The 14,017-nt window shown below is 71.1% G+C and carries 12 protein-coding genes; 11 read left to right on the top strand and 1 reads right to left on the bottom strand.

Going from position 1 to position 14,017, the window contains the following annotated elements; translation table 11 throughout:
- Window positions 1-36: 36 nt before the first annotated feature.
- The 5 genes from ABII15_RS06650 (at window position 37) to ABII15_RS06630 (ending at window position 5,165) form a co-directional block, all read left to right on the top strand.
- Window positions 37-1,155 carry an aminopeptidase P family protein gene (locus ABII15_RS06650; protein WP_353941338.1) on the top strand — a complete coding sequence of 373 codons (1,119 nt, stop codon included), beginning with the start codon at window positions 37-39 and terminating at the stop codon, window positions 1,153-1,155.
- A 61-nt stretch (window positions 1,156-1,216) separates the two neighbouring features.
- Window positions 1,217-1,783, top strand: a complete 567-nt coding sequence (efp, locus tag ABII15_RS06645) for an elongation factor P (protein ID WP_353941337.1) — start codon at window positions 1,217-1,219, stop codon at window positions 1,781-1,783.
- 2 nt (window positions 1,784-1,785) lie between these two features.
- Window positions 1,786-2,220, top strand: coding sequence for a transcription antitermination factor NusB (nusB, locus tag ABII15_RS06640; RefSeq protein WP_111665654.1), 435 nt, complete (start codon window positions 1,786-1,788; stop codon window positions 2,218-2,220).
- Window positions 2,221-2,322: 102 nt separating this feature from the next.
- The gene (locus tag ABII15_RS06635; protein ID WP_353941336.1) at window positions 2,323-3,726 is read left to right on the top strand and encodes an MFS transporter; all 1,404 of its coding nucleotides are present in this window, start codon (window positions 2,323-2,325) and stop codon (window positions 3,724-3,726) included.
- Window positions 3,723-5,165, top strand: coding sequence for an aminotransferase class V-fold PLP-dependent enzyme (locus ABII15_RS06630; RefSeq protein WP_353941335.1), 1,443 nt, complete (start codon window positions 3,723-3,725; stop codon window positions 5,163-5,165). The genes ABII15_RS06635 and ABII15_RS06630 overlap by 4 nt, the downstream gene beginning before the upstream one ends.
- Before the next feature lie 79 nt (window positions 5,166-5,244).
- Here the strand turns inward: ABII15_RS06630 and bldD are convergent, their stop codons facing one another.
- Entirely contained in the window at window positions 5,245-5,745 is a 501-nt protein-coding gene (bldD, locus tag ABII15_RS06625; RefSeq protein ID WP_093894511.1) for a transcriptional regulator BldD, read from the bottom strand.
- 243 nt (window positions 5,746-5,988) lie between these two features.
- Here bldD and pyrR point away from each other — a divergent pair, with 243 nt between their 5' ends.
- The 6 genes from pyrR to carB all read left to right on the top strand — a co-directional run bounded on the left by pyrR (window position 5,989) and on the right by carB (window position 13,951).
- Window positions 5,989-6,561, top strand: a complete 573-nt coding sequence (gene pyrR / locus ABII15_RS06620; protein ID WP_353941334.1) for a bifunctional pyr operon transcriptional regulator/uracil phosphoribosyltransferase PyrR — start codon at window positions 5,989-5,991, stop codon at window positions 6,559-6,561.
- Window positions 6,562-6,663: 102 nt separating this feature from the next.
- Entirely contained in the window at window positions 6,664-7,641 is a 978-nt protein-coding gene (locus tag ABII15_RS06615; RefSeq protein WP_353941333.1) for an aspartate carbamoyltransferase catalytic subunit, read from the top strand.
- 5 nt (window positions 7,642-7,646) lie between these two features.
- The gene (locus ABII15_RS06610) at window positions 7,647-8,933 is read left to right on the top strand and encodes a dihydroorotase (protein WP_353941332.1); all 1,287 of its coding nucleotides are present in this window, start codon (window positions 7,647-7,649) and stop codon (window positions 8,931-8,933) included.
- Entirely contained in the window at window positions 8,930-9,511 is a 582-nt protein-coding gene (locus ABII15_RS06605; RefSeq protein WP_353941331.1) for a hypothetical protein, read from the top strand. The genes ABII15_RS06610 and ABII15_RS06605 overlap by 4 nt, the downstream gene beginning before the upstream one ends.
- The gene (carA, locus tag ABII15_RS06600; protein WP_353941330.1) at window positions 9,508-10,650 is read left to right on the top strand and encodes a glutamine-hydrolyzing carbamoyl-phosphate synthase small subunit; all 1,143 of its coding nucleotides are present in this window, start codon (window positions 9,508-9,510) and stop codon (window positions 10,648-10,650) included. Before ABII15_RS06605 ends, carA begins: the two co-directional genes overlap by 4 nt.
- The gene (carB, locus tag ABII15_RS06595) at window positions 10,643-13,951 is read left to right on the top strand and encodes a carbamoyl-phosphate synthase large subunit (RefSeq protein ID WP_353941329.1); all 3,309 of its coding nucleotides are present in this window, start codon (window positions 10,643-10,645) and stop codon (window positions 13,949-13,951) included. Before carA ends, carB begins: the two co-directional genes overlap by 8 nt.
- Window positions 13,952-14,017 lie beyond the last annotated feature (66 nt).

Genomic DNA, 14,017 nt, shown 5'->3' with positions numbered 1-14,017 from the left:
CGGCCGGGACGCGCCCCCGCTCGTACGCTCGGCCTCATGGCAGAGGTGTACGCGGCCCGACGGGACCGGCTGAGAGAGCGTGCGACAGCGGGCGGCAGTGCGGCCGCCCTGGTGTCGCGGCCCGCCAATGTCCGCTATCTCGCCGGAGCGGCGCCGCACGGCGCGGTGCTCCTGCTGGGCCGCGAGCCCGGTGGCGGCGACGACGTGCTGCTGTGCGCGCGCCCGCCGAGCGGGCAGACCGCCGAGGGCCGGGCCGACGAGGAGCTGCGGGTGCAGGTGCTGTCCGCGCCCGCCGGGGACGCGGCCGTCGCCGCCGCGGACGTGGCCGCGGCCCGGGGCGCCGACTCGCTCGCCGTGGAGGAGCACCATCTGACGGTGGCCCGGCACCGGGCGCTCGGCTCCGTCGCGCCCCGGCTGCGGCTCGCCGACCTCAACCGGGCCGTCGAGCAGCTGCGCCTGGTCAAGGACGCCGAGGAGATCTCCTGTCTGCGGATCGCCGCCGAGATCGCCGACCAGGCGCTGGGCGAACTCCTCGAATCGATCCTCGTCGGCCGCACCGAGCGGCATCTCGCCCTCGAACTGGAACGTCGACTTGTCGATCACGGCGCCGACGGCCCCGCCTTCCCCACCTCGGTCGGGACCGGGCCGAACTCGGGGCGCGGCGGGCACCGGCCCGGCGACCGCAGGGTCGAGGAGGGCGATTTCCTCTCCGTCTGCCTGGGGGCCACCTACCGCGGCTACCGGTGCGAGATCGGCCGCACCTTCGTCATCGGGACCTCGCCCGCCGACTGGCAGATCGACCTGTACGACCTGGTCTTCGCCGCTCAGCGGGCCGGCCGGGAGAGCCTGGCGCCGGGCGTGGAGTGCCGGGAGGCGGACCGGGCCGCCCGCCAGGTACTGGACGCCGCAGGGTATGGTGACGGGCTCGCGCAGCTGACCGGACACGGGGTGGGCCTCGAAATCGAAGAGGACCCGCAGTTGGCCCCCGCCGCCATGGGTAAACTTGACGCTTGTGTGCCGGTCACCGTCGAACCGGGGGTTCACCTCCCGGGCCGGGGCGGCGTCCGGATCGATGACACGCTCGTCGTCCGCCCCGAGGCGGACGGCGGACCCGAGCTACTCACCATCACGACCAAGGAGCTGCTCGCGCTCTAGCCCCGCAGGGCTGTGCGCGGGCCCCGGGGTCGTCCACGTCAGTCCAGGAGATTCCGCAACCGTGGCTTCCACGAACGACCTCAAGAACGGCCTGGTCCTCAAGCTCGAAGGCGGCCAGCTCTGGTCCGTCGTCGAGTTCCAGCACGTCAAGCCCGGCAAGGGCCCTGCCTTCGTGCGCACCAAGCTGAAGAACGTGCTCTCCGGCAAGGTTGTCGACAAGACGTTCAATGCCGGCGTCAAGGTCGAGACGGCCACTGTCGACAAGCGCGACATGCAGTTCTCGTACATGGACGGCGAGTACTTCGTCTTCATGGACATGGAGACCTACGACCAGCTCATGGTCGACCGCAAGGCCGTCGGCGACGCCGCCAACTTCCTGATCGAGGGCTTCACCGCCACGGTCGCCCAGCACGAGGGCGAGGTGCTCTTCGTCGAGCTGCCGGCCGCCGTCGAGCTGGTCGTCAAGGAGACCGAGCCGGGCGTCCAGGGCGACCGGTCCACCGGTGGCACCAAGCCGGCGACGCTGGAGACGGACCACCAGATCCAGGTCCCGCTCTTCATCACCACGGGCGAGAAGATCAAGGTCGACACCCGTGACAGCAGCTACCTCGGCCGGGTGAACAGCTAACCGTGGCCGCCCGTAACACGGCCCGCAAGCGAGCCTTCCAGGTCCTCTTCGAGGCCGACCAGCGCGGCGCCGACGTCGTCACGGTCCTCGCGGACTGGGTCAAGAACTCGCACAGCGACCCGCAGCAGCCGCCCGTCAGCGAGTACACGATGGAGCTGGTCGAGGGGTACGCCCCCAAGGCCCGCCGCATCGACGAGCTGATCTCCCAGTACGCCGTCGACTGGACCCTCGACCGGATGCCCGTCGTCGACCGCAACATCCTGCGGCTCGGTGCGTACGAGCTGATCTGGGTCGACGGGACCCCGGACGCCGTGGTGCTCGACGAGGCCGTCTCCCTGGCCAAGGAGTTCTCCACCGACGAGTCCCCGGCGTTCATCAACGGTCTTCTGGCCCGCTTCAAGGACCTGAAGCCGTCGCTGCGCCGCGACGAGGCATAAAAGCCGCAGTCGCCCAGCAAGCTCGCAGGCCCGAAGCAGAACCTGAACATTGTTCTGCTTCGGGCCTGGTGCGTTCCCGGGGATCCTGCGTAGGTTCTCGCCATGTCCCCAACAGGCCTCTCCGCCCGGACCCGGATCGGCTACGGCCTCGGCTCCTTCGCCACCGGCACCTTCGGTACCGTCCCCGGTCTGCTGCTGCTCTACTACCTGACCGACGTCCTCGGCGTCGGCGCGGGCCTCGCCGGACTGCTCGTCTTCCTGCCCAAGGCGTGGGACGTGCTGCTCAACCCGTGGATCGGCAGCCTCTCCGACCGCAGCACCCGCTCTCGTTTCGGCCCGCGCCGCTCCTGGATGCTGCTCGGCGCCGTCACCATGCCGCTCTGCTTCGCCGCCATGTTCGCGGCGCCCGGCGGCCTCGAAGGCGGCCCGGCCGCCGCCTATGTCGCCGCGCTCTTCCTGCTGACCGCCTCCGCGTACGCCTGCTTCCAGGTCCCGTACGTCGCGCTGCCCGCGGAACTCACCGCCGATCCCGACGAACGGGCCCGCGTCATGTCCTGGCGCGTCGCCTTCCTCGCCGTGGCGATCCTGCTGTCGGGCGCCGTCGCGCCGGTGCTCGCGGGCTCCACGGCCGACGACCGGGGGAGCGCGGGCGGCTACCGGCTGATGGGGCTCGTGATCGGCGCGGTCCTCGCGCTCGGCATGCTCGCCGCCGTGGGCGCCACGGCCGGCACCCGGGCCGTCGTCCGGACCACCAGCGAGCCCGGCCTGCGCGCCCAGCTGCGCGCCGCCCGCGGCAACGCGCCCTTCTTCTGGCTGCTCGCCGCCTTCGTGGTGCAGGCCGCCGCGACCGGCCTGATGCTCGCGGGCACCCAGTACTTCGCCACGTACATCCTGGACCGGCCGGGCGCCACGACCGTCCTGTTCGTCTGCCTCATCGTGCCGTCGCTGCTCGCGATGCCGCTGTGGCTCGCTGTCGGCCGCCGCAGCGGCAAACGCGACGCGGCCGTCGCCGCCTCGCTCTGCTTCCTCGTCGGCGCGCTGGGCGCGGCGGCCGGACGGCACCTGCCCGACGCCCTGATCTACGCGGCCGTGGCCCTGGCCGGTGTCGGGTACGCGGGCATGCAGATGCTGCCGCTCGCCATGCTCGGCGACGCGATCGCCGCCGACGCGTACACCAGCGGCCGGCGCCGGGCCGGCGTCTTCACCGGGCTGTGGACCGCGGGGGAGACGCTGGGACTCGCCCTGGGGCCCGGCCTCTTCGGGCTCGTGCTCTCGGTCGGCGGCTTCGTCTCGTCCGACGCCGACCACCGGGTGGCCCAGCCCGGCTCGGCGCTCACCGCGATCGTGACCGGCTTCGGTGTGCTGCCCGCCGTCCTGCTGCTCCTGAGCCTTCCGCTGCTGGCCCGCTACCGGCTCACCGAGACCGAACTGACCCGCCTGCGGGACGCGGCCGACACGCGTCCCGCCCGTGCCATCGCCCCGTACGACGAGGAGAGTTCCGCATGAGTACCGATCACGACGCGATCCTGGCGCGTCTCGCCGAGCTGCGCGCCGGGGATCTGCCCACGCGCGGCGGACGCACCATGGCCTACGTCTACGACTCCGGGCTCGACGGCCTCGAAGAGCTCGCGGTTGCCGCGCAGGCCGCCTTCGCCGGGGTCAACGGGCTGGACATGACGGCCTTCCCGAGCGTCGTGGAGCTGGAGAACGACCTGGTGCGACGGGCCACCGCGCTGCTCGGCGGGGGAGCGGGCACCTTCACCAGCGGCGGCACCGAGAGCTGCCTCCTCGCCGTACTGACGGCCCGTCAGTACGCGCGCGGGACACGGGGCGTGACCCGGCCCGAGCTGATCCTCCCGGACACCGCGCACGCGGCGTTCCACAAGGCGGCCGAGCTCTTCGGGCTCGACGTGGTGACCGTGCCCGTCGATCCGGCCACCTTCAAGGTGTGGCCCGCCGATGTCGCGGCGGCGATCACCGAGCGCACGGCCCTGGTCGTCGTCTCCGCCCCCTCGTACGCGCACGGTGTCGTCGACCCGGTCGCCGAGGTCGCCGCCCTGGCCGCGGAGCGCGGGGTGCTCTGCCATGTCGACGCCTGCATCGGCGGCTGGTACCTCGGCCACCTCAGGCGGGCCGCGGACGCCCCGGACATCCCCGACTTCGACCTCACCGTCCCCGGCGTCACCTCGCTCTCCGTCGATCTGCACAAGTACGGCTACGCGGCGAAGGGCGCCTCGCTGCTGCTCTTCGCCGACGCGGAGCTGCGCCGGCACGGCTGGTTCGCGCACGCCTCCTGGCCCGGCTATCCCGTCGTCAACTCCACCCTCCAGGGCACCAAGTCCGCCGGACCGCTCGCCGCGGCCTGGGCGGTGACCGAGCGCGTCGGGACCGATGGTTACACCGCGCTGTCGACGCGCGTACACCGCACGACCCGGGACCTGGCCGACGGTGTCGGGAGGATCGACGGACTGCGACTGCTCGCCCGGCCCGAGGCGTCGCTCATCGCGGTCGCCTCGGACGACCCGGAGGTGGACGTGTTCGTCGTGGCGGACGAGATGCGCGAGAGCGGCTGGTACCTCCAGCCGCAGCCGGCCTTCGGCGCCTCGCCGGCCAATCTGCATCTGACGGTGACCGCGGCGGTCGCGGAGGAGGAGACCGTGCGGCTGCTCCTCGGCGAGCTGGAGAAGGCCGTGGGACGGGCGCGGGCCGCCGGTCCCGTGCGGGTCGATCCGGCGATCGTGGAGGCCGCCGCCTCGCTGGACCCGGAGGCGCTGACCGCCGAGGAGGTCGAGATCGCGCTGGCCCTCGCGGGCGTGGGGGAGGGCGGGGCGCTGCCGCGGCGGATGGCACCGGTCCTCGCGGTCCTCCAGGCGCTGCCGCCGAAACTGAGCGAGCGGCTGTTGCCCGAGGTCATCGGGCGGCTGTACACGGCGGCGGGGCAGTGACGCCCGAGGGGCGGAGCCGGTCGGCTCCGCCCCTCGGATGTGACGTTTCTGCTCGATCGGCCTGTCGGCCGGAACCCGCTCAGGCCTCTTCGTGGGCCACGGCGCGGCGCGCGTCGGCGTCCAGCACACCCCAGCTGATCAGCTGCTCGGTCAGGACCGAGGGCGACTGGTCGTAGATGACCGCGAGCGTGCGCAGGTCGTCCTGGCGGATCGACAGCACCTTGCCGTTGTAGTCACCGCGCTGCGACTGGATCGTGGCGGCATAGCGCTGCAACGGGCCCGCCTTCTCCGGCGGCACGTGGGCCAGGCGCTCCAGGTCCAGGACGAGCTTCGGCGGGGGCTCGGCGGCGCCGCCCGGGGTGGTGCCCGGAAGCAGCTCCTGAACCGGCACGCCGTAGAAGTCCGCCAGCTCGGCGAGGCGCTGCACGGTCACGGCACGGTCACCGCGCTCGTACGACCCGACCACGACCGCCTTCCAGCGGCCCTGGGACTTCTCCTCGACACCGTGGAGGGAAAGGCCCTGCTGGGTACGGATCGCGCGGAGCTTCGCCCCGAGCTGTTTGGCGTATTCGCTGGACATATAGCTCCCCGGACACTGCATCACTTAGCGGCTGCGCCGCGTGGCTGGTAACTCACTGTGAGGTTACGCAGCGTTACTTGGCCGCGTCAAGCCGAATGGTCCGTACCGACCATCTCCCGAATCCGGCGTTCTCGCACCTTCAGGCGGGTGATCAGCGGTGTTTCGGGGCTGGTAGTGTGGATGGCGCAATTCCGACGTCCTTTAAGGTCCGTCCCGTGAGGCGGAGAAGGGGGTCCGTTTCGTATGGACACGCAGAATTCCGATGCCCGGTCTGTTCTCGAAGGCCCTGACATCGCGCGGGTACTGACCCGTATCGCCCACGAGATCGTCGAGCGCGCCAAGGGCGCCGAGGACGTGGTCCTCCTGGGCATTCCCACGCGGGGCGTCTTCCTCGGCCGCCGCCTGGCCGACAAGCTCGAAGAGATCACCGGCCGCGCCGTCCCCGTCGGCTCGCTCGACATCACGATGTACCGCGACGACCTGCGGATGCACCCGCCGCGCGCGCTGGCCCGCACCGACATCCCCGCCGAGGGCATCGACGGCAGGCTCGTCGTCCTCGTCGACGACGTGCTCTTCTCGGGCCGCACCATCCGCGCCGCCCTCGACGCGCTGAACGACATCGGGCGCCCCCGCGCCGTGCAGCTCGCGGTCCTCGTCGACCGCGGCCACCGCGAACTCCCGATCCGCGCCGACTACGTCGGCAAGAACCTCCCCACGTCGCTGCGGGAGACGGTCAAGGTCCAGCTCGCCGAGGAGGACGGCCGCGACGCCGTGCTGCTCGGCGCCAAGCCGGACCCCGAGGCGGCCGAGCAGTAGCCACCTTTCCTGCCGTGCGCGCACCGCGTACGGCGAGACAGGTGCGCCCGCGCGCGCCCGTATGCCCCGAAACGTCCTGAACTTCCTTACGGAGCACCCCCGATGATGCGACACCTCATCTCGGCCGCCGACCTCACCCGCGACGACGCCGTCCTCATCCTCGACACCGCCGAGGAGATGGCGCGGGTCGCCGACCGGCCCATCAAGAAGCTGCCCGCGCTGCGCGGCCGGACCATCTGCAACCTCTTCTTCGAGGACTCGACGCGGACGCGGATCTCGTTCGAGGCCGCCGAGAAGCGCCTGTCCGCCGACGTCATCAACTTCGCCGCCAAGGGCTCCAGCGTCTCCAAGGGCGAGTCCCTGAAGGACACCGCCCAGACCCTGGAGGCCATGGGCGTCGACGCGGTCGTCATCCGGCACAGCGCCTCCGGCGCCCCGTACCGGCTCGCGACCTCCGGCTGGATCGACGCCCCGGTCATCAACGCGGGCGACGGCACCCACCAGCACCCCACCCAGGCGCTGCTCGACGCCTTCACCATGCGCCGCCGCCTCGTCGGCCGGGACGCCGGGATCGGCCAGGGTCTGGACGGCAAGCGCGTCACCCTCGTCGGCGACGTCCTGCACAGCCGCGTCGCCCGCTCCAACGTCGACCTGCTGCACACGCTCGGCGCCGAGGTCACCCTGGTCGCGCCGCCCACCCTGCTGCCGGTCGGCGTCGAGTCCTGGCCCTGCGAGGTCAGCTACGACCTGGACAGCACGCTGCCGAAGACCGACGCCGTGATGATGCTCCGCGTGCAGCGCGAGCGCATGAACGCCGCGTTCTTCCCGACCGAGCGCGAGTACAGCCGCCGCTACGGCCTCGACGGCGACCGCATGGCGAAGATGCCGGAGCACGCCATCGTGATGCACCCCGGCCCGATGGTCCGCGGCATGGAGATCACCGCCGAGGTCGCCGACTCCGAGCGCTGCACGGTCGTCGAACAGGTCGCCAACGGCGTCCACACCCGCATGGCCGTCCTCTACCTGCTTCTGGGCGGCAACGAGCCCGCCGTCACGCACACCCGTACCGAGGGGAACTGAACGACATGAGCAAGATCCTGATCCGTGGTGCGAAGGTGCTCGGCGGCGAGCCGCAGGACGTCCTGATCGACGGCGGGACCATCGCCGAGGTCGGCACCGGCCTGAGCGCCGAGGGCGCCGAGGTCGTCGAGGCCGGCGGCAAGGTCCTCCTGCCGGGCCTCGTCGACCTGCACACCCACCTGCGCGAGCCGGGCCGCGAGGACTCCGAGACCGTCCTCACCGGCACGCAGGCCGCCGCCTCCGGTGGCTACACCGCCGTGTTCGCCATGGCCAACACCTTCCCCGTCGCCGACACCGCCGGCGTCGTCGAGCAGGTCTACCGGCTCGGCCAGGAGCACGGCTACTGCGACGTGCAGCCCATCGGCGCCGTCACCGTCGGCCTGGAGGGCGCCAAGCTCGCCGAGCTGGGGGCCATGCACGAGTCCGCCGCCGGTGTCACGGTCTTCTCCGACGACGGCAAGTGCGTCCACGACGCCGTGATCATGCGCCGCGCCCTGGAGTACGTGAAGGCCTTCGGCGGCGTCGTCGCCCAGCACGCGCAGGAGCCCCGGCTCACCGAGGGCGCCCAGATGAACGAGGGCACCGTCTCCGCCGAGCTCGGCCTGGGCGGCTGGCCCGCCGTCGCCGAGGAGTCGATCATCGCCCGGGACGTGCTGCTCGCCGAGCACGTCGGCTCCCGCGTCCACATCTGCCACCTGTCGACCGCGGGCAGCGTCGAGATCATCCGCTGGGCCAAGTCCCGCGGCATCGACGTCACCGCCGAGGTCACCCCGCACCACCTGCTCCTCACCGACGAGCTGGTGCGCTCGTACAACCCGGTCTACAAGGTGAACCCGCCGCTGCGCACCGAGAAGGACGTCATGGCGCTGCGCGAGGCGCTGGCCGACGGCACCATCGACATCGTCGCCACCGACCACGCCCCGCACCCGCACGAGGACAAGGACTGCGAGTGGGCCGCCGCCGCCATGGGCATGGTCGGCCTGGAGACCGCGCTGAGCGTCGTCCAGCAGACGATGGTCGAGACGGGACTGCTCGACTGGGCCGGCGTCGCCGACCGGATGTCCGTCAAGCCCGCCGAGATCGGGCAGGCCACCGGCCACGGGCGCCCCGTCTCGGCAGGTGAGCCCGCCAACCTGGTTCTCGTCGACGCCGACTACCGTGGAGACGTGGACCCCGCGGGCTTCGCCTCCCGCAGCCGCAACACCCCGTACGAGGGCCGTGAGCTGCCGGGGCGCGTCACCCACACCTGGCTGCGGGGCAAGGCCACCCTCGCCGACGGGAAGCTCGCGTGACACCTCTCCTGCACCTGGCCGCCGAACAGAAGTCGGCGGACGTGACCGACTGGCCCGACCGGATCGGCTGGATCGTCGGTCTCCTGCTCTTCATCGCGCTCGTCTACTGGCTGATGCGCCAGGGCTGGAAGTGGCGCGGCACGCTCCAGAGCGACCTGCCGCCGCTGCCCGCCGCGCCGAGTGAGCGGAGCCCGGCGAAACTGGAGCTGAGCGGCCGCTACCACGGCTCCACCACCGCCGGGCAGTGGCTCGACCGCATCGTGGCGCACGGCCTCGGCACCCGCAGCCGCGTGGAGCTGACCCTCACCGCCGAGGGACTGGACGTCGTACGCCCGGGAGCGACCGACTTCTTCGTCCCCACCGAGGCGCTGCGCGAGGCCCGGCTCGACAAGGGCATCGCCGGCAAGGTCCTCACGGAGGGCGGTCTGCTGATCGTCACCTGGGCGCACGGCGACAAGCTGATCGACTCCGGGTTCCGCTCCGACCAGGCCGCCGAGCAGGCCCAGTGGGTCAGCACCATCAACGACATGATCAACACGACCTCAACGCCCATCACGACGGAAGGCACCGCACGATGACCACCTCCACAAGGGGAACCAGCAAGGTTCCCGCCGTTCTCGTCCTGGAGGACGGCCGGGTGTTCCGCGGCCGTGCCTACGGGGCCGTGGGGGAGACCTTCGGCGAGGCCGTGTTCTCCACCGGGATGACCGGCTACCAGGAGACCCTGACCGACCCGTCGTACGACCGCCAGATCGTGGTCGCCACCGCCCCGCAGATCGGCAACACGGGCTGGAACGACGAGGACGACGAGTCGTCCCGCATCTGGGTCTCTGGCTACGTCGTGCGCGACCCCGCCCGCGTCCCCTCCAACTGGCGCGCGAAGCGCTCGCTCGACGACGAGCTGGTCGCCCAGAACATCGTGGGCATCAGCGGCATCGACACCCGCGCCCTCACCCGCCACCTGCGCGAGCGCGGCTCCATGCGCTCCGGCATCTTCAGCGGCCCGCAGCTGCCCACCGACGCCGAGCTCGTCGAGAAGGTCCAGGCGCAGCCCCAGATGAAGGGCGCGAGCCTGTACGAGGAGGTCGCCACCAAGGAGGCCTACGTCGTCCCGGCGATCGGCGAGAAGAAGTTCACCGTCGCCGCGATCGACCTCGGCATCAAGGGCATGACCCCGCACCGCATGGCCGAGCGCGGCATCGAGGTGCACGTGCTGCCCGCCACGGCGACCGAGGAGGACGTGTACGCGGTCTCGCCCGACGGTGTCTTCTTCTCCAACGGCCCGGGCGACCCGGCCACCGCCGAGGGCCCGGTCGCGCTGATGACCGCCGTCCTCGCGCGCAGGACGCCGCTGTTCGGCATCTGCTTCGGCAACCAGATCCTCGGCCGCGCCCTCGGCTTCGGCACGTACAAGCTGAAGTACGGCCACCGCGGCATCAACCAGCCGGTGCAGGACCGCACCACCGGCAAGGTCGAGGTCACCGCGCACAACCACGGCTTCGCCGTGGACGCGCCGCTCGACAAGGTGAGCGAGACGAAGTTCGGCCGCGCCGAGGTCTCCCACGTCTGCCTGAACGACCAGGTCGTCGAAGGCCTCCAGCTGCTCGACCAGCCGGCCTTCTCCGTCCAGTACCACCCGGAGGCGGCGGCCGGTCCCCACGACGCCGCCTACCTGTTCGACCGTTTCGTCTCCCTGATGGAGGGCCAGCGTGCCTAAGCGCTCCGATATCCAGTCCGTCCTGGTCATCGGCTCGGGCCCGATCGTCATCGGCCAGGCCGCCGAGTTCGACTACTCCGGCACCCAGGCGTGCCGCGTCCTGAAGTCCGAGGGCCTGCGGGTCATCCTCGTGAACTCCAACCCCGCGACGATCATGACCGACCCGGAGATCGCCGACGCCACGTACGTCGAGCCGATCACCCCCGAGTTCGTCGAGAAGATCATCGCCAAGGAGCGCCCCGACGCGCTGCTCCCGACCCTCGGTGGTCAGACGGCCCTCAACACGGCCATCTCCATGCACGAGCAGGGCGTCCTGGAGAAGTACGGCGTCGAGCTGATCGGCGCCAACGTCGAGGCGATCAACAAGGGCGAGGACCGCGACCTCTTCAAGGGCGTCGTGGAAGAGGTCCGCAAGAAGATCGGCCACGGCGAGTCCGCCCGCTCGGTCATCTGCCACTCCATGGACGACGTGCTCAAGGGCGTCGACACGCTCGGCGGCTACCCCGTCGTCGTCCGCCCCTCCTTCACCATGGGCGGCGCCGGCTCCGGCTTCGCGCACGACGAGGAGGAGCTGCGCCGCATCGCCGGCCAGGGCCTGACCCTGTCTCCCACCACCGAGGTGCTCCTGGAGGAGTCCATCCTTGGCTGGAAGGAGTACGAGCTGGAGCTGATGCGCGACAAGAACGACAACGTCGTGGTCGTCTGCTCCATCGAGAACTTCGACCCGATGGGCGTCCACACCGGCGACTCGATCACCGTCGCGCCCTCGATGACGCTCACCGACCGCGAGTACCAGCGCCTTCGTGACATCGGCATCGCGATCATCCGCGAGGTCGGCGTCGACACCGGCGGCTGCAACATCCAGTTCGCGGTCAACCCCGACGACGGCCGCATCATCGTCATCGAGATGAACCCGCGCGTCTCGCGCTCCTCGGCCCTCGCGTCGAAGGCCACCGGCTTCCCGATCGCGAAGATCGCCGCGAAGCTGGCCGTCGGCTACACGCTCGACGAGATCCCCAACGACATCACCGAGAAGACGCCGGCCTCCTTCGAGCCGACGCTCGACTACGTGGTCGTGAAGGCCCCGCGTTTCGCCTTCGAGAAGTTCCCGAGCGCCGACTCCACGCTGACCACGACCATGAAGTCGGTCGGCGAGGCCATGGCCATCGGCCGCAACTTCACCGAGGCGTTCCAGAAGGCGCTGCGCTCCCTGGAGAAGAAGGGCAGCCAGTTCACCTTCGTGGGCCCGGTCGGCGACAAGACCGCGCTCCTCGAAGAGGCCGTGCGCCCGACCGACGGCCGGATCAACACCGTCATGGACGCGATCCGCGCCGGTGCCACGCCCGAGGAGGTCTTCGACTACACGAAGATCGACCCGTGGTTCGTCGACCAGCTGTTCCTCATCAAGGAGACGGCCGACGAGCTGGCCGGCGCTCCGGAGCTGACGAAGGAGCTGATCGCCGAGGCCAAGCGGCACGGCTTCTCCGACCATCAGATCGCCGAGATCCGCGGCCTGCGCGAGGACGTCGTCCGCGAGGTCCGGCACGCGCTCGGGGTCCGCCCGGTCTACAAGACGGTCGACACCTGCGCCGCCGAGTTCGCCGCCAAGACGCCGTACTTCTACTCCTCGTACGACGAGGAGTCCGAGGTCGCGCAGCGCACCAAGCCCGCCGTGATCATCCTGGGCTCGGGCCCGAACCGCATCGGCCAGGGCATCGAGTTCGACTACTCCTGCGTCCACGCCTCCTTCGCGCTCAGCGACGCGGGCTACGAGACCGTGATGGTCAACTGCAACCCGGAGACGGTCTCCACCGACTACGACACGTCCGACCGCCTGTACTTCGAGCCGCTGACGCTCGAAGACGTGCTGGAGATCGTGCACGCCGAGTCCCTCGCGGGCCCGATCGCGGGCGTCGTCGTGCAGCTCGGCGGCCAGACCCCGCTCGGCCTCGCCCAGGCGCTCAAGGACAACGGCGTGCCCGTCGTCGGCACCTCCCCGGAGGCGATCCACGCCGCCGAGGACCGCGGCGCCTTCGGCCGCGTCCTCGCCGAGGCGGGCCTCCCGGCCCCGAAGCACGGCACCGCCACGACGTTCGCTGAGGCGAAGGCCATCGCCGACGAGATCGGCTACCCGGTCCTCGTCCGTCCGTCGTACGTGCTCGGCGGCCGCGGCATGGAGATCGTCTACGACGAGACCCGCCTGTCCTCGTACATCGAGGAGTCCACCGAGATCAGCCCCTCGCGGCCGGTCCTCGTGGACCGCTTCCTCGACGACGCCATCGAGATCGACGTCGACGCCCTGTACGACGGCGAGGAGCTGTACCTCGGCGGCGTCATGGAGCACATCGAGGAGGCCGGCATCCACTCCGGCGACTCGGCGTGCGCCCTGCCCCCGATCACCCTCGGCGGCTACGACATCAAGCGCCTGCGCGTCTCGACCGAGGCCATCGCCAAGGGCGTCGGCGTGCGCGGCCTGATCAACATCCAGTTCGCGATGGCGGGTGACATCCTCTACGTCCTGGAGGCCAACCCGCGCGCCTCGCGCACCGTCCCCTTCACCTCGAAGGCGACCGCGGTGCCGCTCGCGAAGGCCGCCGCCCGCATCTCGCTGGGCGCCACCGTCGCCGAGCTGCGCGCCGAGGGCCTGCTCCCGAAGAACGGCGACGGCGGCACCCTGCCGCTGGACGCGCCGATCTCCGTCAAGGAGGCCGTCATGCCGTGGTCGCGCTTCCGCGACATCCACGGCCGCGGCGTCGACACGGTCCTCGGCCCGGAGATGCGCTCCACCGGCGAGGTCATGGGCATCGACTCCGTCTTCGGCACGGCGTACGCCAAGTCGCAGGCCGGCGCCTACGGCCCGCTGCCGACGAAGGGCCGCGCGTTCATCTCGGTCGCCAACCGCGACAAGCGCTCGATGATCTTCCCGGCGCGCGAGCTGGTCGCCCACGGCTTCGAGCTGCTCGCCACGTCCGGCACGGCCGAGGTGCTCAAGCGCAACGGCATCAACGCCACGATCGTGCGCAAGCAGTCCGAGGGCGAGGGCCCGAACGGCGAGAAGACGATCGTCCAGCTGATCCACGACGGTGACGTCGACCTGATCGTCAACACGCCGTACGGCACCGGCGGCCGCCTCGACGGCTACGAGATCCGCACGGCCGCCGTGGCCCGCTCCGTGCCCTGCCTGACCACGGTCCAGGCCCTCGCGGCCGCCGTCCAGGGCATCGACGCGCTCAACCACGGCGACGTGGGCGTCAGCTCACTGCAGGAACACGCGGAACACCTGACCGCGGCCCGCGACTAGCAGCCCAAGAGGGGGACACCGAAACGGTGTCCCCCTCTTCATGAGCCCACCGCCTCGTGCGCACCA

Origin of the sequence: Streptomyces sp. HUAS MG91 (genome assembly GCF_040529335.1) — a bacterium.
Taxonomy (GTDB): domain Bacteria; phylum Actinomycetota; class Actinomycetes; order Streptomycetales; family Streptomycetaceae; genus Streptomyces; species Streptomyces tabacisoli.
The sequence above is the reverse complement of the archived record's forward strand: the minus strand, read 5'-3'. Positions and strand labels throughout refer to the sequence as shown.